Below are 24,813 nucleotides of genomic sequence, written 5' to 3' on the forward strand. Positions count from 1 at the left end.
GGGACTTTTTCATGTCTGTTCGATTTAGTTATTTCCTTCGCCCGATTTCTTGTCGTCGTTACTGATCCGTTTTTTCTGACGCTGGCTGCCCGACATTTGTCCGAACTCGTATTTCAGGTTCAATCGCCAGCCGCGGCGATACATGGCGACGTCCTGCGTTTGCACGAAATTGGATCCTACGAACTCATTCCGCCATTTAATTCTGCGGTTAAATGGGTTATCATAGCCAAATCCGATCGTTCCTTTCTTTTTCAGCACTTCCTTTTGTAATACAATATTATAGAACCCGAAGCCTCCGTAGCTGCCCTGGATATTCACGCGGGCCGAATTGTAGAAGCCGAAAAGCTGCGCTTTGATGCCCTTGCCGAAGTCGATAGTCGAATTGAGGTTGATGCGGTACATCCAGTCGGCATTGCGGGTTTTGAGCTCCGCGCTTTCGAGCACATTATAGAATACATTGAGCGAGCCGTTGACGGTCCATTGCTTCATCAATTTGGTGTTGGCGCTCAGGTTAAGACCGTAGGCCGAGTTTTGGGCTACATTCTGAAAGATCTGTTTCAAAACGCCGCTGCTGTCGACATTGCTGATGCTTTCGATCGCGTTGTTGGTTTTGCGAAGGAAAACGGATGCATTAAGGCTCGTTTGTTTGATCGACACGCTGTAATTCGCTTCCACGGAATGCGTCAGTTCGGGTTTCAGGTAGGGGTTACCGCCGTACTGGTTCTTCGAATCGGCCTGGTTCACATACGGATTGAGGTAAAAGAAATTCGGCCGCTGAATGCGCTGGGTATAGCTCATCCGTATTTGCTGGTTCTTTTTCAGGCTTTTGGAAAGGCTTACGCTCGGGATGAGATTGCCATAATTGTTTGAGAATGCCGCGGTGCCATTCAGAAAGTTGGCCTGGATGAACGTATGCTCGTAACGCGCGCCGAGATTAATGCCCCATCCCTTTTTCGGGGTGCGGTTGTAGACCAGATACGCCGAGGTTACCTGCTGGGCGTAATCGAAAATGTTGGCCTGCTCGGGCATGTCGTGGAAATTGTCGGAGCCGTCGATGGCACTGGATATGCGGTAATCGCTCAGGATCTTCCGGAAAATGGTTTTGGAACCCGTTTCCAGCGTGCTGATGCTGTCGAGTGGATTGGTGAAATCCAGCTGAATGGTCCCTTCTTTGTTGTTGCTGATGTTGTAGCTCTTCTCACGGTAATAAATGGCATTCTGGCGGTTGAGCAGGTCAGAATCGTAGTCGCTGTCTTCCCCTTCGAAAGAATACATCATGAGCAGCGCAAGCTCCTTTTTGGGTTTCTTGAAAAGGCGGGTGTAATCGAAGTTGATCGTCGCGCCCTCCCAATCGTAGGTGCGGCTCATATCACGGCGAAAATACTGGCCCAGGACGCCCATCGTGCTTTCTTCGAACTCGATATCGAACCAGTTGGTATTGACACCATTGTAGTAATTAAGGCCTGTGCCGACGCGGTTCAGCGAGTCAATATCCCAGTCGGCATTGAATGTGCCGTAGACGTTCTTGCCCCGGCCCCGTACGCGTTGGAACTGATCCTGCTTGGTGACGGTGTCGCCATAGCTGAATGAGCGCAACTGGTCCATGTACCGCTTGTTTTTCCAGTTGCTGAAACCGCCGTTTGCCGAGAGCGTCAGCCCCTTGACGCGGTGGCTGATCGTAGCATTGGGCCAGTTGTTCCATTGGCCGAAGTTGGGGCTGATGGAACCGTTGGTGCCTTTCAGACTATTCTTTTTCGTAATAATATTGATGATCCCTGCCGTGCCTTCGGCGTCGTATTTCGCAGAAGGGGAGGTGATTACTTCTACTTGCTTGATAATGTCGGCCGGGATCTGTTTCAACGCTTCCGAAACGCTGCGTGCAACGACGTTGGACGGCTTGTTGTTTATGAGGACTTTGATATTCGAACTTCCGCGTAGCTGCACATTACCCTCGATGTCCACCGCGACCGACGGGATCTTTTTGAGCACATCGGTCGCGTCCCCGCCTTTGATACTGATATCTTTTTCAGCATTGTAAACCATCCGGTCGGATCGTTCTTCAAACAATGCCTTCTGATCGCTTACCGTTACCTCTTTCAGGTTCTGGGCTGCGGATGACAGCTTGATCACGCCTATTTCGATGTCCTCCTTGTCGGCATGTACCGGACCGAAGGTTTTCGTCGCAAAACCCATCAGCGAAGCCTGCACGATATAGATGCCCGGTGCTACCTTAGCAAATACGAACCGGCCTCTGGCATCAGCCGTAACGCCTTCGGTGATCTTTCCGTCTTGCATAAGTGCCACGGTCGCGAATTCGACCGGTTTACTGGCGGTTGAGTCGATCACCAACCCTGAAATGCGAATATGCTGAGCCGAAACGAAATGGATGGCAAAGGCCAGAATGGCCAGGGTGAGTAGGGGTGTTTTCATACATGGCTAATTAACGACTGTTCGATCTGTGTCCATCGGAGTGCTTAACAGCGCCATGCCGATGCAATGCAATGACGATTGTATTACCCGAACGTTGCACGAAAAACAAAAAAAGGCCGGGATAGGCCTCTCTTTGATTTGTTAATCAGCAATATAATTTGGGGCCGGGATGTCAGGCCTTTTGTGAGGCAAACGGTGCCTGGTCGTAGCGTATTTTTTCTGCCAATTGTGTGATGTAAGAGAGCCCGTCGCGTTCATAGGCGGCAATCTGCTCGGAGGTGAGACGGATAGCGAAGTCGTACATGCCTGCACCTCCGCACACGACCGAGAGCACGTACACGCCGGGGTGGTGTTCGGAAAAAGTATAATTCCAGGCCTCTTTGGCAATTTCTTTCATGAAGGATAGCGTTATGCGGGGCTAAATATAGGTAGAGGGACAATGCGTGCCCAACGCATTGTCCTATTTTCGTGGTTATAGCGGTGTTTCCGTGTATTTGCCTTTCGGTATCTTGTTAACGACCGCTTCGGAGTAGCCTGTTGGTAAATGGCCACCCGGCAGCCACAAGCTGTTGGCGCCCATTTCGTTTCCGGATGGAACGCGTACTTTCAGCTCTTTGGGGTTGGGGATCGAGATCCGCACCATTTCCTTGCCTTTCCAGCTATCGGCCGGTATGCCGAGTTCTTTTTCAATCTTGCTGATATCCTTGTTGGTTTTGGTCAGCATAGCGTCCATTTCTGACTTTATCATCACAAACTGCGTGTTGTCGGGATAGCCGAGCGTGTCGCGGCCGTAATCATCCAATGCTTTTTTGGTTACCAGGTAAGTAGCACCATCGCTGAATTGGGCGAGGTGGAAATCAATGTACTTTTGGTCGAGGTACACCGATGGCTCGGGGCGCTGCCCTTTGGTAATGTCGAGCACTTTCTGCGAAGACCAGCCATCTTTCCACGAGTCTTCGAGTTTGATTGTGTCAGGGGTTTTGTCGTCATCGTCACTGCAAGAGAATGACACGGCCGTCATAAGCATGAGCAGCCAGAGGTGAAGGAAATTTTTCTTCATGAAAAAAGTGTTGGGTAAAAACCGTTTGTGTCCGCAAGTATACGGAAAAGTTAAATAGTTCTACTTTTAATGCGAAGTATTTAAATTGTTTCTACAAAAAGTTCGCAATTGGTAGGCCTTTCCACGCTTTTGGACAGACGTGCAATTTTTTCCCAAAGCAGGTTAATATCCGTGAGCAGGGACAAGCAAAAATGTTATTTTAGGTATGGTTCCAGATACAATCGGTAGCAGCGTGCCTTAAATTTCATTATGGAACGACTTTTGCATTCGCGGATTGAAACGTTCTGGAATAGCGGCCCTAGACGTATAGGACGAAGGTAAAGCCGGAAGACACCTATTTGATATTAAAATGAAGACACCCGGAAATATTTCTATCCTCTTGGTGGACGATGATATCGATGACCAAGAGATTTTTCTTCTTACTATGCAGGACACTGGCAATGAAGTGGAATGCGAGTTTGCCTGCGACGGCATTCAAGCCCTTGAGAAGCTTGCCAGGATCGCCTATGAGCCGCATTTGATCTTTATTGATATTAACATGCCGAAAATGAACGGGATAGAGCTGCTTGCCGAGTTGAAGCAAAATCCGCGTCTTGACAGGACACCCATGTATATGTATTCTACTTCGGACCAACAGGAAATCGTGGCGCGTTGCCTGGAATTGGGTGCGTCCGGGTTTATGAAGAAAAGTCCCGATATTGAACATCTACGAAGGGATTTTCAACATGTAATAGATAACCGAGCCGTTTTATGACTGACCCTATGGAACAAACCACACTGGAATTTCTGGCAGGGGGAGGCGAAATGGGAAAAAGAATACGGGAGTTCGATTGGGATGCTACCGAGCTGGGAGCGCCGCGCGGGTGGCCTCAAAGTCTGAAAACGTGTATCCGTATCATGCTGAGCTCCAAACAGCCTATTTGGATCGGCTGGGGGCCAAGGATTCTTAAGTTTTATAATGATGCCTACATCGATATCGTACGGGGAAAGCATCCCCATGCCTTGGGAGAACCTGTATCGGTGGTGTGGAAAGATATTTGGAAGGACATTGAACCAATGTTGTCCCGGGCGATGGACCGGGATGAGGGGACTTATGTAGAATCGCGGCTGCTGATCATGGTACGCAGCGGATTTCCCGAAGAAACTTACTATACTTTCTCCTATACACCCGTGCTGGGCGATGATGGCCGTCCGGCAGGAATCATTTGCTATAACACAGCTGACACTGAGCGCATTCTCAGCGAACGCGCACTAAAAACCATGCAACAGCTCGACTCTCTCGGTGAAAAGAAACGGGAGGAAGAGGTTTTCAGGCAGGTAGAGCGCGCATTGTCGGCCAATCCGCTGGATTTCCCGTTTGCGTTTCTTTATAAAATTTCAGAAGACGGAGCGCAAGCAGGGCTGGTCGCTACCTCGGGCGCCGACCCGAACGATCCTGAGTTAGACAAACATTTCCGTCTTGCCGATTCTGGCGAGCGCTATGACCAATTGGTGTCGACCGTCCGACAGAACCGGATGACCGAGGCTATCAACCGCGGACAGTGGAAACAGCTTGCGACGGGCGGCTGGGATGTGGCCCCCAAATACGTGGTTTACCTGCCCATTCAGTCGGCAAGCAGAAAATTCCCGCTTGCACTCCTCGCGGTTGGACTGAATCCGTACCGCAAGTTCGACGAGGCCTACCGGAATTTTCTGCAACAAATCGCCGATCGTATCGCATTAGGCCTTGGAAATGTGATGGCTTATGAGGAGGAGCAGCGCAGACTGCGTGCCCTGGAAGAGCTTAACCAAGCCAAAACTTTGTTTTTTACCAATATCAGCCATGAATTCCGGACACCGCTGATGCTTATGCTCGGGCCATTGGAAGAATTGCTGAACCATGACGTCTCGCAATGGTCGGAAGCGGAGAGAGTCAAGGTCGAAGTGACGCACCGCAATGCGTTACGGCTGCTCAAATTAGTGAATACGCTCCTGGATTTCAGCAGGATGGAAGGCGGTCGCAATCATGCCCGTTTTGTGGAAACCGACCTGGCCGGATACACCCGGAACCTGGCGTCCAACTTCCGTTCGGTGATTGAAAAAGCAGGAGTACGGTTTGATGTGAAAGTGGGAAATGACGCATGCACGGCTTACGTGGACCGCACGATGTGGGAAAAGGTCGTTTTCAATCTTTTATCCAATGCATTCAAGTATACATTGGAAGGAAAAATTACGCTGGAACTGTACGAGCACGACGGAAGCATCCGTCTGGTGGTAAGCGATACTGGTGTGGGTATTCCCAAGCATGAGCTCCCGCATATGTTCGAACGCTTTCATCGTGTCCAGAACGCGGGCGGCCGGACCTACGAAGGTACCGGCATCGGCCTGTCGCTTATCAAAGAGCTGGTAGACCTGCACCACGGTCGGATAACCGTCGAAAGCACGGAGGGGGTAGGAAGTGCATTCACAGTAACGATACCGGCCGGTAACCAGCATCTTGACCCTTCCCTGGTGTCCGATTCAGACACGGGTGTGGAAGAGGCCATTTCAGATTTTTTTGTCCGCGAAGCCGAAACACTTCTTGCCCCCGAATATCAGGCAGAGCGGATGACCAATGGCCATGCAGACAATCGAAAAGATTGTATTTTGATCGCCGACGATAATGCAGATATGCGCCAGCATATTCAGTCGCTTCTGGGAGGACAGTTCAGAACATTGACAGCACCGAACGGCGTCGAAGCGCTTCGGTTGATCCGACAACATCGCCCGGCCCTGGTATTGAGCGACATTATGATGCCGGAAATGGACGGTATTGCGTTATTAAAGGCCGTCAAAACGGATCCTGAGATCGGGCAGACGCCCATCATACTCATTACAGCGCGGGCGGGCGAGGAATCGAGGATCGAGGGGATCGAGATCGGTGCGGATGATTACATCGTCAAACCGTTTTCCAGCAAAGAGCTCATCGTGCGGACGCAGGCACAAATAAGGATGTCGGGCGCACGTAACAAGATCGAGGCCAGCGAAAAGCAGTTCCGGATACTTACCGAAACATTGCCACAGCTGATCTGGATGACCGACGAAACCGGCAGGCAGATTTTCGCGTCGGGACGATGGGTGGAATACACTGGTATTCCGCCAATGGAAGCGCGTTTCTGGCAGCAGATCATACATCCCGACGATCTCGACGGCATTAAGCGTAGTTGGGTACGCAGTCTGCGGACAGGCCAGCGCCATCATGCCGAGGTGAGGTTTAGAAGCAAGACCGGCGAGTATCGCTGGTATGTCGGCATGGGTGAACCCATCCGCAATGAATCCGGCAAAATCATTAATTGGATCGGGGCATTTTCCGATGTGCACGACCAGCGTATTTTCACCGAAGAACTCGAAAGAAAGGTAGAGCAACGGACACAGGACCTTGTTTATGCCAATAAAGAGCTTGAATCTTTTAACTACGTGGCAAGTCATGACCTGCAAGAGCCGCTTCGGAAAATCCAGACGTTCATCCACCTCATCGAGCGAAATAAATTCGATAGTGACCTTTCGAAAGGATATTTCCAGAAGATTTATCTCTCGGCGCAGCGAATGAGCGAGCTGATCCAATCGGTACTGACATACAGCAGGCTTTCCCAAAATGGAGAGACTTTGCAGCAAGTGGATCTGAACAAGGTTATCGAAGACATTCGCTTCGATTTTGAACTCGCGATCCAGGAAAAGCAGGCGAAGGTCATTAGTGATCATTTACCCGTTGTCACTGCAAATCCTTTGCAAATGAACCAGTTGTTTGCTAATCTGATCAGCAACTCACTCAAATTCTCGACTGCTATGCCAGAAATCCGTATCAGCAGCAGCCGGGAGAAGGGTAGGGACATTCCATTGGCCCCTCCCGAATTGGCATCGGTCGATTACCACCACCTCTGCGTGAAAGACAACGGGATTGGTTTTGAGCCCGAATTCAACGAGAAAATTTTCACCCTCTTCCAGCGTCTGCACCGCAAAAGTGAGTACGCCGGAACCGGGATCGGTTTGAGCATCGTGAAAAAGATCGTGGAACAGCACGAAGGCTTTGTTTCCGCTGAATCGCATGCGGACGAAGGGGCCACTTTTCACATCTGGCTGCCGGCCTAAGTGCTATGTAACCAGCGTTTTATGTCGGAAAACTTGTCAATATTGCATAGGAAAATGCTAATATTCGAAGACAAATTGCGTTAAAATTGTTCTATTTAAACATTTTTTAGTATTTTTGATTTAAAGCAAAAAACCTGACTGTTTGGCTTCATCTTTTACCGATACCGACGATAGAATTCTTTGGCAGCGCTTCCGGCAGGGCGACGAAGAGGCATTTACCCTACTGTATCAACGGTATGTCAGGGTTCTGTACAGCTACGGCAAAAAGCTCATCACGGAAGAAGCGGTGATAGAAGACTTGGTACAGGATTTATTTATAGACCTCTGGCAAAGCCGCTCCCGGCTGGCCGATGCTGAATCTCCCCGTTTTTACCTTTTCCGTTCGCTTCGCAGGCGCATTCATAAAGCATGTAATGGCCGTTTAAACGAACGTTGGGAATATGTTGATGAAGACTTTCACCCCGTAACACTTTCAAAAGAAAGCGAGATCATTGAGTCGGAGCAGTTCCAAAAGCAGAAAGACGAGCTCGACGCATGGTTGAAAAGCCTGCCAGGGCGGCAGTATGAGGTGATGATCCTTCGGTTTTACCACGATTTCAGCTATTCCCAAATTTCGCAGCTTCTTACTATCAATGAGCAATCAGTGCGAAATCTCGTCCAACGGGCTGTCTGCAAGCTACGTCAGCTCACCATTTCAATTGCCATTTCAGGTTTGTTACTATTTATTCTGAAATAATTTTCAGAAAGTGAGTTAAACATGTCCCTCTCCTGCTCTTTCTTGTTGAGCGCCATTTCAAATTTTTCATCAAATAATCATACTGATGGGTTACTATCATTTTGAAGTAACTGATTTTCTGGAAGATCAATATTTCAAGTCCTGGGTATGCACACCGTGCCCGGATACCGACAAGTTTTGGGAGAATTTTTTAGCCGAACACCCTGAAAAGGCCGAAACCATTGCGAGTGCCAAGGCTATTCTGGTAGGTATCAGGTCCGAGGTAGAGGAGGATTTCCCTACAGATAACCAGGTGGCATTCATGTTCGATGAAATCACAAGCCGGAAAGACCGTGGTCAGGTTCGTGGGTTATGGTTCCGTTTAGGGGCGTCGTTGACGGCCGCCGCGGTGGTACTGCTGGTGATTGGCTGGTTACGGAAGCCGAACCGGCACGATACCCATGTGAGTTACGAGGAATTGGTGTCGGCGGTGGAAGACCCGCTGATCGAACAGAGGAATACAGCGACGGAGCCGATCCTGCTCACATTGCCCGACCGGAGCACGATCCTTCTGCAACCCGAAAGCAGCGTGAGTTACAAGAGAAATTTTATGTCCGACACATTGCGTGAAGTTTATCTATCGGGTGAGGCATTTTTTACTGTGACCAAAAACCATGAGCGGCCATTTATTGTGTATTCAAACGAGCTGGTAACCAAGGTGTTGGGTACAAGTTTTATGGTGAAGGCATTCGATGATGCCAAGCAGGTGGAGGTATGTGTGAAGACAGGCAGGGTGTCGGTGTTCCCGCGTACGGACACGGAGATCTGCGAGGGTATCCGCACGCCGGAGCTGGTGGGAACAGTCATTACCCCCAACCAAAAAGTGCTTTTTTCCAGAGACCATATTCAGATCCGCAAAGAACTTGTAGCGTCACCAGAAATCCTTGCTTCGGCGGTGTTACCAGCGCCGCTGTTGAAATTTCAGGATATGTCCGTCGCCAGCGTATTCGGAAACATCGAGGAGACCTATGGGATCGACATCGTATATGACCACCGTTTGTTCGGACAATGCCTGCTGACAGCCTCGTTCACAACCGAAAACCTATACGAAAAGATGGACCTTATCTGCAAAGGGATCGAGGCTAGTTTTGAAGTTATCGATGGCCAGGTGGTCGTTTCTGGTCGCGGATGTAATTAATTTTCAGTGATTTACCAAATGCAAATAAACCTAACTAACAATCTAAACCCCCAACTGCTTCTATGATTTAATAAAAACTCCCCAAAAAGAAAGGTTGATGATGTTGTACCATCACCAACCCCAAGTTTATCCCCATTACGATTACATCCGTTACCAGCGGATGGAGGATTCGTTTTGCCCATTTTCCATGTAACAAAACTTAGTAAAGTTATGAAAAAATTGTATCCTAACTATGCTTATTGGCAGATCCTTATGAGATTCAGTTGTACGCAACTTATCATTGCTGCACTCCTGACGACCGTGGCCGTGGCCGGTGTTACCGAAGCGCAGGAGGTTCTGAATAACCGCGTTACGGTCCAGATGCAGAATCAGGACGTTCGTAAAGTGTTGTCAGCGATTGAAGACCAGGTTAAAATAAAGTTCCTGTACAGTTCCAGCCTTATCAAAGCGGAACGAAAAGTAAGCGTGAACGTCCAGCAGGAACAACTGGGCTCCGCATTAAAAACGATTCTGACCCCACTCAATCTTGATTTCGAAGTGTCGGGTAAGCAAATCATCCTGAAACGGGTGAAGTTGCCCGTCGAAAAACTGAGCCCGCAAAGCTATAATTCGGCTGTCCTTGACCGGTCCATTTCCGGCACCGTCATCGACACAGACGGCTCTTATCTGCCGGGCGTTTCCGTGGTGGTCAAAGGTACCTCACGCGGCACTGGTACCGATGCGCAGGGCTTTTACAAGATCGATGCACCGGATGGCAATGTAACGCTGACGTTTAGTTTTGTAGGGTTTTCATCGAAAGATGTGGATGTAGCCGCAGGCCAGAACACGCTCAATGTTACCCTCACACAGGATCAGAAGCTTCTGAATGAAGTAGTTGTGGTTGGTTATGGAACGGCGAGCCGCAAAGACCTTACCGGCGCTGTCTCCATTGTAAAAGTTTCCGAACTCACAGAGCAGCCCAACTCCAACCTCAGCAACCAGTTGCAAGGCCGCGCTTCGGGCGTTACCGTGTTGACTTCCGGCCAGCCGGGCCAGGCACCGCAGATCCGTATCCGCGGTATCAACTCGTTTGGTAACAATACGCCATTGTTTGTGGTCGACGGTGTTCCTACGCAGGATATCAACAACCTGAATCCCAACGACGTAGCTACGATGCAGGTGCTGAAAGATGCCGGCTCGGCATCCATTTATGGTTCACGTGCATCCAACGGTGTGGTGATCATCACCACGAAACGTGGCTCGGGCAAGGTGAAAGTGAGCTACGATATGTTTTACGGCAGGCAAACTGTTCCGAAAGGCAATGTGTACGACATTCTTTCGCCTCAGGGAATGGCCGATCTGAAATTTCTCGCCCTCAAAAACTCCGGCGCAACGATCAACGATCCGCAATATGGCGCCGGTGAAACGGCCGTTTTGCCCGATTACATCGTTCCTACCGGCGTTAAGGAAGGTCAGGTCGATCTTTCGAAATATTATGTGAACCCCAGTTATACCGACAAGTCGGATATGGATTCGTTTTACCGGATCGTGAAAGCCAACAAGCAGGGTACCGACTGGTTCCATGAGGTTTTCAAGAATGCGCCTACACAAAGCCATAACCTTTCGGTGAGCGGTGGTGGCGAGCTGGGCAATTATCTGTTCTCGTTCAACTATTTCAACCAGCAAGGTAACCTGACGAACACGTATCTGAAACGTTATACCGTTCGTGCCAACAGCCAGTATAATGTGACTAAAAAGATCCGGGTAGGTGAAAACATCGCATTGACACTGGTTGACAACCCGCGTACAGGCATTCTCGAAGAAGGCGGCGGTATCGGTATGGCTTACCGGATGCAACCGATCATTCCGGTGTATGACGTGCAAGGCAATTATGCAGGTTCTTTCGGTAGCGGTTTGGGTAATGCTAAAAACCCGGTGGCGATCCGTGAACGGGCGCGCAATAACCGGGGGCTCACCAACTCGCTGTTCGGTAATATGTTTGCGGAAGTGGACGTGTTGAAAGATCTGAACTTCCGCACCAGCTTCGGTGGTGGTTTGTTCACCTACGCCGAGAACACATTTGCCTATCCTGAATGGGAGAACTCCGAAAACGTAACGACCAACGCGTACTCGGAACGTGTCAATTCGGGCTATAACTGGACCTGGACCAACACTGTTACCTACGATCATTCTTTCGACAACAAGCACAATGTGAAGGTGCTTTTGGGAACAGAGGCATATAGCAGCTCTTACCGCGAGGTGGGTGGTTCAACACAAAGCTATTTCTCTTTTGACCCGAACTATACAAGCCTTACCACCGGTTCCGGAACGCCTACCAACTTCTCGAACCGTTCGTGGGATGCGTTGTTCTCCTACATCGGCCGGATAGATTATAACTTCAAAGACAAATACCTGTTAAGTGGAACATTGCGCCGTGACGGTTCTTCCCGTTTTACTTCGCAATATGGCTGGTTCCCGGCTGTGAGCGCGGGCTGGCGACTGAAAGAGGAAGCTTTCATGAGAACTGCGACCTGGCTTACTGACCTGAAAATCCGCGGTGGGTGGGGTATTATGGGTAACCAGTTCAATGTGGACCCTGCCAATGCATTTACCACTTACGGTCAGAACAGAAGTTTCGCATTCTACGACATCAAGGGAACAGGCAACAGCACTACACAAGGTTTCCAACGTACCCGCGTGGGTAACCCGAGTGCGAAATGGGAAGGTAACATCAACTCCAACATCGGTATCGATGCATCGCTGTTTAATGGGGCGATCGATTTCACGATCGATTACTATCAGAAAAATATCGACGACCTTCTCTTCTCGCCTGAGCTGGCCGGAACTGTGGGACAAGGAACTGCGCCTGCGGTGAATATCGGACAGATGAAAAACAAGGGGATAGACATGTCGCTTTACGGGGAGAAGACCATTGGTAAGGATCTGAAACTGAATGCAACCGTAACGCTGACTACCTACAACAACAAAATCGTGAAGATTACCGACGGGGTGACTTACTTCGATCAGGAAGGTCGCCGTTTCAACGGAAGCACCATTGTCCGTAACGCAGTCGGCCATTCGATCGGACAATTCTTCGGGTACAATATCGCAGGTTTCTGGAATAGCCAGGCGGAAATCGACCAGGCTAATGCGCAGGCTGCGGAAAGAAGCGGTAACCCGGCGGCAGTTTATCAGAACGAAGTAAAAGTAGGTCGTTTCCGTTATCAGGATGTAAATGGCGACGGCTTGGTTACCGCCGATGACCGTACATTCCTCGGTAATCCGAGCCCTAAGTTCAGCTACGGTCTGAATATTGGCGCTACTTACAAAAACTTTGATTTCGGGATCTTCCTGTACGGGGTGCAGGGCAACCAGATCTGGAACAACCTGAAATGGTGGCACGACTTCTACACCAACTTCCAGGGCGCGAAAAGCAACACCGCATTGTACGATTCCTGGACGCCTGAGCACACGAACGCTACTGCGCCTATTCAGGAGAACACCGGTTCATTCAGCACCACCAACGTGCCGAACTCTTACTATGTAGAGAATGGCTCGTACCTGCGCGCCAAAAATGCCCAGATCGGCTACACATTGCCGAAAAACCTGACCCAGGCATTGAAAATCGATCGCCTGCGTGTGTATGTGCAAACCGCCAACCTGTTTACGATCACCAAATACTCGGGCCCGGATCCTGAGGTGGGACAAAGCCAGGTGGCCGGTTCTACCGCATTCGGCCTGGATGAAGGGGTGTATCCAAACACCCGCCAGTTCCTGGTTGGTTTAAATCTGACATTCTAATTCACTGTATTTAAAACAGAAAGAGATGAAGACATTGAGATTTTCAAAGATAGCGCTGGTTGCGATTTTCGGGCTGATATCGTATTCGTGCCAGGAGAGTTTTCTGGATAAACCCGCACTGGGATCGTTGAGCGACGCCCAGTTGACCACGAAAGCAGGCGTGCAAAGCTTGTTGGTAGGCGCTTACGCAGCATTGGATGGCAACGGTGTAGGAGCTGCCAGTGCCTGGGACGCTGCCGCCGACAACTGGATTTACGGCAGTATCGCCGGTGGAGATGCCAAGAAGGGCAGTGATGGTGCGGATCAGCCGGGGATTAACTCCATTATGATTTACAGCGCAGGCCCGAGCAACGGATTCTTCAACAGCAAATGGCGCGCAGCCTATGAGGGTATTAACCGCGCCAATACCGTGCTGAAATTTGTCCCCCTCGTTACGTCGGGTATGACCGACGCCGAAAAAACCGATTATTCGGCCCAGGCGCGTTTCCTTCGCGGACATTATTATTCGGAACTGAAGAAAATGTTCAATATGGTGCCCTGGGTGGATGAAAATACACCCGATCCGGCGGCGGTGAAGAATGACGCCGATATCTGGCCGAACATTGAAGCGGATTTCAAGTTTGCGATGGACAACCTTCCCGCCACACAATCCGATGTAGGCCGCGTGAACAAATGGGCCGCTGCGGCGTATCTGGCCAAGACGCTTTTGTACGAGAAAAAATACGCCGATGCAAAGACTATCTTCGATCAGGTGATCACACAAGGCGTGACCAGCAATGGTTTGAAATATGACCTGTTGCCTAAATACCAGGACAACTTCGATGCTGCTCAAAAAAACCTCGCTGAGTCGGTTTTTGCGATCCAAATGGCTGCCAACGACGGTACCAACACGATCGACAATGCCAACACGGGCGGTATGCTGAACTTTCCTTACAATTCGCCGTTCCGTTGCTGCGGGTTCTATCAGCCGAGTGTCGACCTGGCCAACTCTTTCCAAACCGATGCAGCTGGTCTGCCGAAAGTGGCCGATTACAATGCAACGATACTGAAAAACGATATGGGTATCAAATCGGAAGCTGCATTTGCGCCGGATGGTACTACGGCGCTCGACCCGCGCATCGACTGGACAGTAGGCCGCAGGGGCATCCCGTTCCTCGACTGGGGTAACCACCCGGGCCAGACCTGGATCCGCGACCAAAGCTACGCCGGCCCTTATTCGCCTAAGAAGAATATGTACTGGCAGGCAACCCAGGATAAATATTCTGATCAGCATTCGTGGGCTCCGGGAACGGCCATCAATGTTCAGGTGATCCGTTTTGCCGACGTGTTGCTGATGGCGGCCGAGGTGGAAGCGCAGCAGAACAACCTTGCGAAAGCACAGGAATATGTGAACCGCGTGCGTGCACGTGCCGCAAAACCCGAGAGCTGGGTGTACACTTACAACGATCCGAGTAAGCCCATGGGTGGTTTTACCAAAACACCGGCCGCGAATTACAAAATCGCGCAATATCCTGCGGGTGCATTTGCTGCCAAGGGGAAGGACGGCGCATTGGCCGCGATTTACTTCGAACGGAAGCTTGAACTGGCTATGGAAGGCCACCGTTTCTTCGATTTGTCGCGCTGGGGCATTGCCGAGCAGACGCTCAACGCTTACATCGCATTTGAAGGTAAGGTTACGCCGGACGTGAGAGGCGGCAAGTTCCTGAAAAATGTGAACGAGTACTATCCGATCCCGCAACGGCAGATCGATTTGAGTACCAAAAACGGTGTCTCTTCATTGAAACAGAATCCCGGTTACCAATAAGCAAGCTAATACCAAGGGTGGCGACCTTCGCTGAAAGAGGCGGTTTATAACTGCCTCTTTTTGTTTATAATAGAAGGGGTTATTAATTGGGCTTATGAATTTGTTAAAATGGCTTTCGGGCTTGCTGGTCATCGGAATTTTTGTTGCCATGGTGGCAGTCCAGTCGTGCGGGCCAGCGGGCGGGTCGGGCGAAAAAGAATTGACGGGCGAGCTGGCCGCGGGCAGGGATGCCGCCAAACGCTATTGTAGTACTTGCCATTTGCCCGTCGATCCTGCATTGCTGGATAAGGATACCTGGAAAAACCAGGTGTTGCCTGCCATGGCACCGTATCTGGGGATCGAGGTTTGGCAGAAAAGCCAATATTTTGCCAGCGAAAAATCAGCAATGCCCATTGCTGAATGGATGAACATCGTCGCATACTACGATTCGCTGGCACCAGCCAGCCTGTCTGCGGCTCATTCGCCGGCGGCGGTCAGCCCGGATTGGGCAAATTTTAAGCTTAAAACACCCGCCAGCGATACGGCCCGGCTGGCAACCACGACGATGGTGGCTATCGACACAGCATCCAAAGCCGTTTTTACCAGCAGCTCGGAGGTTTCGTCACTAATAAAATGGAATAATACTTTTAAAAAGGAAGAAATGGCTTTATTGCCTTCGCCTGCCATTCATGTCTCTTTTTCGGGCTCGCCGATAGTGACGGCGGTAGGGGAGATGAAGGCTTATGATGTAAGCCAGGGTGAACTTTATCGCCTTGAACCAACAGGCAAACCGGATGCGCAACCTTTTATTACCGGCTTACGACGGCCGCTGCATACCACCGAAGCAGATTTCAACCGCGACGGGAAAACGGATTACGCCGTTTCCGCCTTTGGGCACGCCCTGGGCGGGTTGTATGTATTTATGCAAATGGACAAAGGAAAGTTTGAAAAAATACCTGTTCGTGAAGTAGCGGGTGCGACGCAGTCCGTTACCGGGGATTTCAATGGCGATGGTTGGCCGGATATTATCGCATTATTCGCACATGCCGACGAGGGAATCTGGCTTTTTACCAATAATCAGAAAGGTGGTTTTTCAGAGAAGAACCTGCTCCGCTTTCCACCGGTTTACGGCTCATCGAGCTTTCAGTTGGCCGATTTCAACCGCGATGGAAAGCCGGATATTCTTTACACCGCGGGCGACAACAGCGACTACTCCCGTATTTTAAAGCCTTATCACGGCATTTATATTTTTCTTAATCAAGGAAACTTCCAATTTGAACAAAATTGGTTTTACCCTGTGAATGGCGCCACCAAGGCGATGGCCGCCGACTTTGACCGAGACGGCGACCCCGACATTGCTTCGGTTGCATTCTTCGCGGATTTGCATCACAATCCGGCTGAGAAATTTCTTTATTTCAGAAATGAGTCGCCTGCAACGAGCGGTTTAAAATTTCAACCATTTTCGCCACCCATTTCCGGGCTCGGCCGCTGGATTTGTATGGATGTCAATGACTGGGATGGCGACGGCGATCCGGATATTGTTTTGGGAAATTATTCAAAAGGTTTTTTGAACCAGGAAGAGGTGAAGGCGGATTGGAATGTGTATCTGCCGTTTTTGGTTTTGGAGAATGCCAACCAATGATGTGCTCTGTGCCCCCCGATCGTGCCGGCCGGTATACCAATGTATAGTGGTAACCTTGGAGTAAGTACTCGATCTTGGAAGTGTGCTTGGGGTAATTTTGTACTGCCGCCCGGCTTCTGTGACTGGTTGCAACCATCAGTCACGAGCCAGGTTTGAAGTATTCATACCATCCAAACACATCGAAATCATGTCCCAGACAACGTGGAATGTGGACGTTGCACATTCAGAAGTTCAGTTTAAAGTAAAACATCTCGTTATCTCGACCGTAACCGGCTTTTTCCGCACATTCAGCGGTTCTGCACTGACCAACGGCGATAGTTTCGAGAATGCAAATGTCAATTTTACGATCGACGTCAACAGCGTAGACACTGGTCAGCCAGGTCGTGACGAGCATTTGCGCAATGCCGATTTTTTCGAAGCAGAGAAATTTCCCGAGTTTCGTTTTGTTTCTACATCCCTGAAAAAGGACAAAGGCGATCTGTACAAACTCGTAGGTGACCTGACGATCAAAGGAGTTACCAAAGAAGTGGAGCTGGCGGCCGAATACGGCGGTACCGAGCGTGATCCATGGGGTAATACCAAGGTAGGTTTTGAAGTAAGCGGTACGATCGACCGCAAGGAGTTTGGCGTTACTTTCAATTCGCTGACCGAAACCGGAGGCCTTGCCCTGGGCGAGAACATCAAGATCCTGGCCAATATCCAGTTGGCCAAGCAAGCATAACAGTCATTATTTAGAGTAGCTGACGTGCGAGAGGGTGTCCTGTTTCAGTGGCACCCTCTTTTCGCGATAAGGGGTTTTTGCTTTAATTTGCATGTCCTATTAAATTAGTAGATTATCAGCGCTCCCTTTTTATATGCATATTGAAATCAAGAATAAGCTGAATGACAAAGAGTTGTTCCGGATTAAGAGAATGAAGGAGGTGATTAAAACCACTAATCCTCACGGTCATAAAGAATATCTTGAAATCATTTACCTCACACAGGGGGATGGGCTGCACCAGATCGATCATCACCGCTTTCCGGTCCGTGGAAACAGTTTATACCTGGTAATGCCCGGCCAGATCCACAACTGGGCATTGACAGCCATTCCCAAAGGATACGTGATCATGGTGCAAAAGGACTTCCTGCTCGGCCATCCGCTTTACGACGCGCTTTTTCAGACTTTCCCGCTCACATTCGGCAGTGGTTATCACCTCGAACATACCGGACCGACGGTGCTGGGTATTTTTGAAAATATTGAAAATGAGCATACCGAACAACGCCCGAACTACCAGGCGATTATCCAGACTTATCTTTTACTGCTTTTCAACTTGCTCAAACGCGAAACGGCACAGGTCGATGAACGGCCTGAAACGCCGTTGCTCAAATCCTTTTTTGCCTTAGTGGGCACGAATTATAAAACCGTACGCGAGCTGGACTGGTACGCCCGTGAGCTGAATGTGACATCAAAGACACTGAATGCCCATTGCCGGAAGTTTCTCGATAAGACAGCCGGGGCCTTGATCTACGAAAAGCTGGCGACCGAAAGCAAGCGGTTGCTGCTCTATTCACAAGCCAATATAGGTGAGATAGCTTATGATCTGGGATTTACCGATCCCTCCCATTTTAACAAATTTTTCAAAAAACAAACCGGCGTATTGCCAAGCATTTACCGGAAGGGCATTTCCTGAATATACCAGAATTCGGACGGGAAGTACAAAAGTCTACTGACTTTGTAGGATTATTTTTACCGCATCAGCCAACACCATGGATGGCGGTTAATAACCCGTATGAAGCTTTTTTTCCAAACAGCCTTGTTACTTTGCCTTATGGCCCCGGCCTGGGCACAGCGCCAGATGACCGTTACCGGCAAAATTACAGACAAGCAGTCGGGTAGGGGGCTCCCCTATGTTTCGGTGGCATTGTACAGCGCTGCTGATTCCACACTGATAAACGGCGTTCTGGCCGATGATCAGGGTGATTTTCGGTTTGAGAAGCTTGCTGTTGCAGGTTATTATCTGGAGATGCAGCTGATGGGCTACCATAATGCCCGGATGGCGTTGCCTGCATTCCCGGATGGGACAAGTACAATGGCGCTGCCGCCGGTTGCCATGCTGGCCGACGAGCGGCTGCTGAATGCGGTAGATGTGAAAGGAAACCGGGAATCCGTGGAAAGCCAAATCGATCGACAAGTATACCGGGCCGGGCAATTCCTGGGTAGCCAGGGCGGCACAGCCATAGACGTGCTTCGGAATACGGCCTCGGTAACGGTAAACAGCGAAGGTGACATTACGCTGCGCGGCTCGACGGGCTTTCTGGTGCTGGTCAATGGCAAACCGGTACAAACCGAGCCGTCGGTGATACTTAGCCAGATTCCCGCGAACAGTATCGAGCATATCGAGGTAATCACCAGCCCGTCGGCGCGTTACGATCCGGATGGCAAATCGGGAATCATCAACATTACTACGAAAGTAGCTGGAAGGGACAGTCAAAGCCTTGTGCTGAACATCCAGGGAGGTGTGCCATCCATAAAAACATATCATAACCTGAAAGCGCCGCAGCGTTTCGGGGCGGACGCCGCATGGGGACTCAAAGCAGGTAAATGGGAGGTGAATGTGAGCGGAAATTACCAGCGAAACGACATTGCGGGGCGGCGCACGGGCGACGTGAACACCACATTAGGCGACATTTTTACCTCCTTCCCTTCGGATGGCGAGCGAAGTTTAAAGCGGTACAATTACACGACCAGGGCCTCGGTGACTTTCACTGCCGACCCATTCCACGTGTTGTCGGCGGGTTTATACAAAGGTTATCGCTTCCAGTCGCGTCGGGCTGATCTGGTTTATCACAATAGTAAAACAAATATTGAAACCGGGGCGAATGTAGGTGCAATCACTTATTTCAACTCCAATGTCGCGCAAAAATCCAACGATGTCACGTTAGGTAACCTCGATTACACCCATCGTTTTGCAAACCAGTCGGAACTGGTGCTGTCGGGCCTGATAGAATCTGCAAAGCTCGACGGGCTGACTACGAATATCAATCTGGCTGAACCCGACCGCGATCGCACGTTACAGCATTCAAGGAACCCGAGTGAAAATCCATTGAATGCGTATCGTGTGCAAGGCGATTATTCAGTACCAATTGGGAAAGGAAAGTTGGAAACGGGTTATCAATATCGCAATCAGGTCCAGAAAGGAATCTTTCAATATCTCGATCAAAATCCGGAAAGCGGCGAATTTGTTCTCGTGCCGCAATTTTCAAGCCGGACGCGCGTGGAAAACCATATCCATTCAGTTTACGGACAGTACGGCGGAAAAGCGGGCAAATGGGCGTATTCCGGAGGCTTGCGTTATGAATATGCCACCCGTCGTTTCGAAGCGGCTGGTACCGGACCGCGGAAGCTTGAACTTTCCAATTTTTTTCCATCAGCGCAACTGCAATACCAGCCTGGCCATGGCTGGAGTGTCAAGGCAGGGTACACCCGACGTGTGCAACGCTCCACAACCAACGAGTTGAACCCATTTCCTGAGCGAGAGCATTCGGAAACGCTCGAATCTGGCGATCCGGATATCCTGCCCGAATTTATCGGTCAGGCGGAGGTGGGGGCTGCGAAGGAGTTTGAAAAAGGCAGCGCATTTCTGACAGCGTACCATCAGCGCATTAAAAATGTGGTCAACCGTGTCAACAGCGTTTATAATGACAGCATTATCAATCGCATTTATACCAACGCCGGCCGGGCCATATCATGGGGAATGGAGGCGGGTAGCACTGTGAACCTTGCCAAATGGTGGCAATTGTATGCAGGCGCTAATGTGTACCGATACAAAATCGAGGGAGGACTTTTCCGTAATACCGTGGATGTAAACACGTCGTCGCTGGTATATTCTATCAATGCGAACACAACATTCAGGCTCACCCATGCATGGCAAGTGCAATGGGCCATTAACTATCTCTCAAAGCGGGTGACGGCGCAAGGCGAGGATTCCCGATTTGTAAACCCTTCATTGTCCGTCAAAAAGACATTCCTGAAAGGTAAACTTGCAGCCACCTTGCAATGGCAGAGTATGGATTTCGGGCTATTGGATGCAAATCAGCAACGCATCACGACCTGGGGAAAGGAATTTTATACAACCACCAACTACATACAGGAAACAGACATTTTTCTCATTAACCTAAGCTACAATCTGAACCAGCTCACCAAAAAAGCCAAACTCCCGGCCAGCGAGTTTGGTGACCGGGAGTTTTGAATCTACTTTCCATTGATCAGCGCCAAAGCTTTTTCAAGCGGTTCGTCGCGCCCCTCGGCGATGCCCTGGATCGTGGGCTTTATTTCGATTTGAGGTACAATGCCGATTTGCTGCGTTTCCCGGCCGTCGGGATAGTAAATGCCGATACCGCTGATGCCTGTACGAAGGCCGCCGGGTAAAACAATGGGCGAAACGTTGCCGTCGGCCCCGGCTGTGGTGCTGCCGATTACGGTTACGTTTGAAGCTGCGGAAAATGCCATAGTCGTATACTCCGATTGGCTCTGTGTGTTTTCGTTCACAATAACGATCACTTTGCCTTTATAATGGTCAGGATTTTGGGCACCCAGTTTGAGCTCGGGTGTGAATGTAAAGAGCCCGGGCATGCGGGGATTGCCAACCGTAAACTTCACAAAGGACTTTGGTTCAGGTAAGAGCATCGGGCCAAAGGAAAAAACCATGAAATCGGAAGGATAGCAGCGCATATCCACGATCACGCCTTTACTTTTCTGTACTTCGGGCGCGATGGCAGGCAAGTATGCATTTTTGAATTTTCCCGGAAAAATATAAGCTACGTCCGGTTGCAGCATTTTGAAGCAAGTGTCCTTTTTATTGTAATTGGCATAAATATTCACCTGGCTTCTGGGAAACAACCCGATATTGGTTTTTTGTATTTTTCCTTCTCTGCTGTAAGTGATTGCCAAGGTGGAATCGTTGCTCCGCAGCAGATTAGGCGCCATGGTTTTCAATTGAATGACCGGATTGGAACCAGGGGTGTAGGGCTGCTGCTCACGGATGATCTGAGCAATGGGCTTTCCGTTAATCGTCTGGATGACATCGCCACGTTTCAGACCCGATTTTTCGCCCAATGACGCATGGTAATAGTCGGTGACCACAGGCTTTCCTTCCACAAAATTCAATTCCACGGGAGCGAAGTTTTTTCCAAAATGCTTGTCCAGTGCATTGTGCTGGCCGTACAGGTTAGCGTGCGAGTCCTTCACGCGCGCAATCAGCGCAAGCGCGGCGAGCTTATATTCTGTTTCGTCACGCGCCATCACAAACCTGGGTACGAATTCTTTCAGCACCGCAAACCAGTCTTCTTTGATCAGTGGTTTGTATGGGAAAAAATACTCGATCATATTCCAGTATCGGAACAACGACAGGAGCCTGTAACCTGCGTCGGGATACGCCATTTGATCATAGGCATTTTCGTTTTTAAAGTCGGGATTGCCAACATTCGGGTAGGTACCGATGTAATAGTGTTCACCGGTCCGATTGGCTCTCCGGATCGAGTCCAATACAGGCGAAAGCGTTTTTCCGGCGGTGCCAATCCAGGCCAGATCGGGCTTGATCACGGCGTTGGCGGGAACCGCGTCGGATGAAAGTACCATCACAGGGCCCAGTTTCGCCAGCCATTGCGCGATTACACGCTGCCGTTCCGCATCGGTTTTGGCGGCAATAAATGGCGTCGCCACCCGAAAGAGTTCGTTGTCGAAATTGAAATTGCCGTCGGCTGCGGCCGGATGGTGGTATTTCACAAATCCCCATATCCTGCCAAGATCGGCGAGCTGGTCAATTTGCGCCTGCGAAAGCGGGTAACCTGGGCCGATGGCCAGTTTTGAGCCGGTGGCAAAATCTTTGTCGAGCGCGGCGGGATAAGCCTTTTTCGGCGGCGCTTCGGTGAACGGTTTACCGTCGATCAGCAGTTCAAAATTGTCGGCCCAGAGCGTGCCGCTACCAGCCAGTAAGGCACCGATGTAGATCTTTTCCGCGCCGGACGGATAAGGCAGTTTAATGCTGTACTGCTTCCAGTCTTCTGTGCCACGGATGTTCTCGGCCTGCATATTGTTGAGTTGCAGCGCACCCGACGGCCCGTCTATGCGCATCATCAGGCCTACCCAACCCTTGTCGACGCCGGTAAATTTGAGGTAACCGCGCAATTCAATTTCTTTTCCGCTATATGCCGCGGGAATGGCATTGGCCACGCAGCCAAACTGGATATTCTCCGTAACCTCAGGCGATTTTATGCGCAAGGATGCTTTGCCATGATGCTTTTCAGTAGTATCCGCAGAGAGCAGATAGCCCTTTCCCCATTCCATCCACGGCCGCGGGATTTTCTGACCGGTTTTTTCAAAATCAAGATTGAAATCTGTCAATGAAGACTGCTGAGCCGTGGCGACTGAAACACGGAGCACGCAGAGGAGCATTACCAATAAGGATCGCATGGCGTAAGTTTTCTTTGTAAAAGAAGAGTTACTAATGCTAATACTGTAACCGGATATAAAAAGAATGTTACCTTATAGTAAATGAAAAGCCCCGACACCTGCTATGCCGGCATCGGGGCTTTTGGGGGCCAGGATACTGTTTACCAGGGAATGTTTTGGTCCAGAAAGAAATATCCGCCTGTTGGACCGTCGGCATCGAGCGTAGCCATGCGCACGCTGCTTTCGGCGCCTTCCTCGGGTGACATGGGTGCCACCGAGCCGCCCAGTGGGGTATGCACCCAGCCCGGATTCACCGAATTTACCTTAATGGAAGTGTCTTTCAGTTCATGCGCCAGATGGACGGTAAATGCATTCAAAGCAGTTTTGGAAGCGTCGTAGGCGAACATTTTCACCGCATATATTTGTGACGAAGGATCGGAATGAAGCGTTAGCGAGCCGAGGTTACTGGAAAGGTTCACGATACGGCCTGCTTCCGATTTTTTGATCAGCGGCAGCAATGCCTGTGTACTAAAAACCACGGCAAAGAAGTTGGCTTCAAATGTATCCCGCAATGCCTCACGCGACAAGCCGCTGGTGGCATGCGGTCTACCGATCGCCGCAAATGGTTCTCCCTCGTGGCTGATTCCGGCATTGTTTACGAGGATATCGAGCTTGCCAAATTTGCTTTCGAAGTACTCATAAGCTGCCGCATAATCGGCGTCGTTCAGAACATCGAATTGGATGGATTCCGCAATGATCCCTTCGGCATTCAGTTTTTCAACCGCCTCTTGTCCCGCAGCCCCGTTGCGTGCGCCGATTACCGGCAAGATGCCCAATTTACCCAGTTTGCGGGCTGTTTCAAATCCTATTCCGCGGTTACCGCCGGTGATGAATGCTACTTTTTGTGTCGACATGGTCTTTTGTTTAAAATAGTTAAATTTATATACTTACTAGTAAGTAAGTTTATTAGGCAAAAAAATTATGGTTTCAGTTCCAGTTTCAATTGCGCCACTACGGCCAGGTAATGGTCATTGCCGATCAACCGGGCGTGCTGCAATGCGCCTGCGAGTGCGGAGGTGATCAATGCGGCTTTTCCGGCAGCACTTCCCTTATATTGAAATACGCCATCGGCTTTACCATTTTCGAGCAGGCGCGTAAACCAATCTTTCACTTCCGAGAGATAAGTGGTCGCTTCCTGGCGGATAGAGTCGGGGAGTTGCTTATAATCCGACGCGCTGGCGCCGATCATGCATATCCGGTTGCCATTTTCAAGAAGCTGCTGATAGCTTGTAAGAAACGCATCCAGCTTTTCCTCAGCGCTTTGGCCTTCCAGGCTGGTGGTAAATTTGGTAAATAATTCATGGTCACGACGCACCACATCCAGGCCTAGGTCTTCCTTGCTTGGAAAATGGTAATGCACCGCCGCATTCTTCATGCCAAGCTGAGATGAGATCTGCTGATAGCTCAAAGAAGGATACCCAACCTGCTGCACCAGTTCGGTGGCGAGTTCCGCAATTTTGTCCTTAGTTTCTGATCTCATGACGAATGATTTGAAATGATGGCTCAAATTTACTTACTAGTTAGTAAGTTTTGCAAATATTTTGGGAAAAATATTTTTGAAAAAAGAAAAAGCCCTGTTGAATCATGTTCCGCAGGGCTTTTCGGTAT

The 24,813-nt window shown here is 49.9% G+C and carries 16 protein-coding genes; 10 read left to right on the plus strand and 6 right to left on the minus strand.

Going from position 1 to position 24,813, the window contains the following annotated elements:
• Positions 1-24: 24 nt before the first annotated feature.
• From LZD49_RS29875 to LZD49_RS29885, 3 genes are all read right to left on the minus strand, one after another.
• Entirely contained in the window at positions 25-2,430 is a 2,406-nt protein-coding gene (locus tag LZD49_RS29875) for an outer membrane beta-barrel family protein (RefSeq protein WP_234671677.1), read from the minus strand.
• Between the two features lie 172 nt (positions 2,431-2,602).
• Positions 2,603-2,827 (minus strand): hypothetical protein, encoded by a 225-nt coding sequence (locus tag LZD49_RS29880; protein ID WP_234671679.1) that lies wholly within the window; start codon positions 2,825-2,827, stop codon positions 2,603-2,605.
• 75 nt (positions 2,828-2,902) lie between these two features.
• The gene (locus LZD49_RS29885; RefSeq protein ID WP_234671681.1) at positions 2,903-3,490 is read right to left on the minus strand and encodes a hypothetical protein; all 588 of its coding nucleotides are present in this window, start codon (positions 3,488-3,490) and stop codon (positions 2,903-2,905) included.
• A gap of 349 nt (positions 3,491-3,839) precedes the next feature.
• On the opposite strand from LZD49_RS29885, the gene LZD49_RS29890 reads away from it, so the two are divergent.
• The 10 genes from LZD49_RS29890 (at position 3,840) to LZD49_RS29935 (ending at position 20,944) form a co-directional block, all read left to right on the plus strand.
• Positions 3,840-4,244, plus strand: a complete 405-nt coding sequence (locus LZD49_RS29890; RefSeq protein ID WP_234671683.1) for a response regulator — start codon at positions 3,840-3,842, stop codon at positions 4,242-4,244.
• The gene (locus tag LZD49_RS29895) at positions 4,241-7,597 is read left to right on the plus strand and encodes an ATP-binding protein (RefSeq protein ID WP_234671684.1); all 3,357 of its coding nucleotides are present in this window, start codon (positions 4,241-4,243) and stop codon (positions 7,595-7,597) included. The genes LZD49_RS29890 and LZD49_RS29895 overlap by 4 nt, the downstream gene beginning before the upstream one ends.
• A gap of 142 nt (positions 7,598-7,739) precedes the next feature.
• A complete protein-coding gene (locus LZD49_RS29900; RefSeq protein ID WP_234671685.1) occupies positions 7,740-8,333 on the plus strand; it encodes an RNA polymerase sigma factor in 594 nt (197 codons plus the stop codon).
• 85 nt (positions 8,334-8,418) lie between these two features.
• The gene (locus tag LZD49_RS29905) at positions 8,419-9,510 is read left to right on the plus strand and encodes a FecR family protein (RefSeq protein WP_234671686.1); all 1,092 of its coding nucleotides are present in this window, start codon (positions 8,419-8,421) and stop codon (positions 9,508-9,510) included.
• Positions 9,511-9,720: 210 nt separating this feature from the next.
• Complete coding sequence (locus LZD49_RS29910) at positions 9,721-13,290, plus strand: TonB-dependent receptor (protein ID WP_234671687.1); 3,570 nt, start codon at positions 9,721-9,723, stop codon at positions 13,288-13,290.
• 25 nt (positions 13,291-13,315) lie between these two features.
• Positions 13,316-15,094 (plus strand): RagB/SusD family nutrient uptake outer membrane protein, encoded by a 1,779-nt coding sequence (locus LZD49_RS29915; protein WP_234671688.1) that lies wholly within the window; start codon positions 13,316-13,318, stop codon positions 15,092-15,094.
• A gap of 94 nt (positions 15,095-15,188) precedes the next feature.
• Positions 15,189-16,715: a VCBS repeat-containing protein gene (locus tag LZD49_RS29920; protein ID WP_234671689.1), complete on the plus strand. Its 1,527-nt coding sequence runs from the start codon at positions 15,189-15,191 to the stop codon at positions 16,713-16,715.
• Positions 16,716-16,902: 187 nt separating this feature from the next.
• On the plus strand, positions 16,903-17,436 hold the full coding sequence (locus tag LZD49_RS29925; RefSeq protein WP_234671690.1) for a YceI family protein: 534 nt from the start codon (positions 16,903-16,905) through the stop codon (positions 17,434-17,436).
• 133 nt (positions 17,437-17,569) lie between these two features.
• Positions 17,570-18,385, plus strand: coding sequence for a helix-turn-helix transcriptional regulator (locus LZD49_RS29930; protein WP_234671691.1), 816 nt, complete (start codon positions 17,570-17,572; stop codon positions 18,383-18,385).
• 99 nt (positions 18,386-18,484) lie between these two features.
• A complete protein-coding gene (locus tag LZD49_RS29935; RefSeq protein WP_234671692.1) occupies positions 18,485-20,944 on the plus strand; it encodes a TonB-dependent receptor domain-containing protein in 2,460 nt (819 codons plus the stop codon).
• A 2-nt stretch (positions 20,945-20,946) separates the two neighbouring features.
• Here the strand turns inward: LZD49_RS29935 and LZD49_RS29940 are convergent, their stop codons facing one another.
• The 3 genes from LZD49_RS29940 to LZD49_RS29950 form a co-directional block, all read right to left on the minus strand.
• A complete protein-coding gene (locus LZD49_RS29940) occupies positions 20,947-23,166 on the minus strand; it encodes a S41 family peptidase (RefSeq protein WP_234671693.1) in 2,220 nt (739 codons plus the stop codon).
• A 140-nt stretch (positions 23,167-23,306) separates the two neighbouring features.
• Positions 23,307-24,059, minus strand: a complete 753-nt coding sequence (locus LZD49_RS29945; protein WP_234671694.1) for an SDR family oxidoreductase — start codon at positions 24,057-24,059, stop codon at positions 23,307-23,309.
• 65 nt (positions 24,060-24,124) lie between these two features.
• Positions 24,125-24,685: a TetR/AcrR family transcriptional regulator gene (locus tag LZD49_RS29950; RefSeq protein WP_234671696.1), complete on the minus strand. Its 561-nt coding sequence runs from the start codon at positions 24,683-24,685 to the stop codon at positions 24,125-24,127.
• Positions 24,686-24,813: the final 128 nt, after the last annotated feature.

The sequence above is a fragment of the Dyadobacter sp. CY261 genome, assembly GCF_021440085.1.
GTDB lineage: Bacteria > Bacteroidota > Bacteroidia > Cytophagales > Spirosomataceae > Dyadobacter.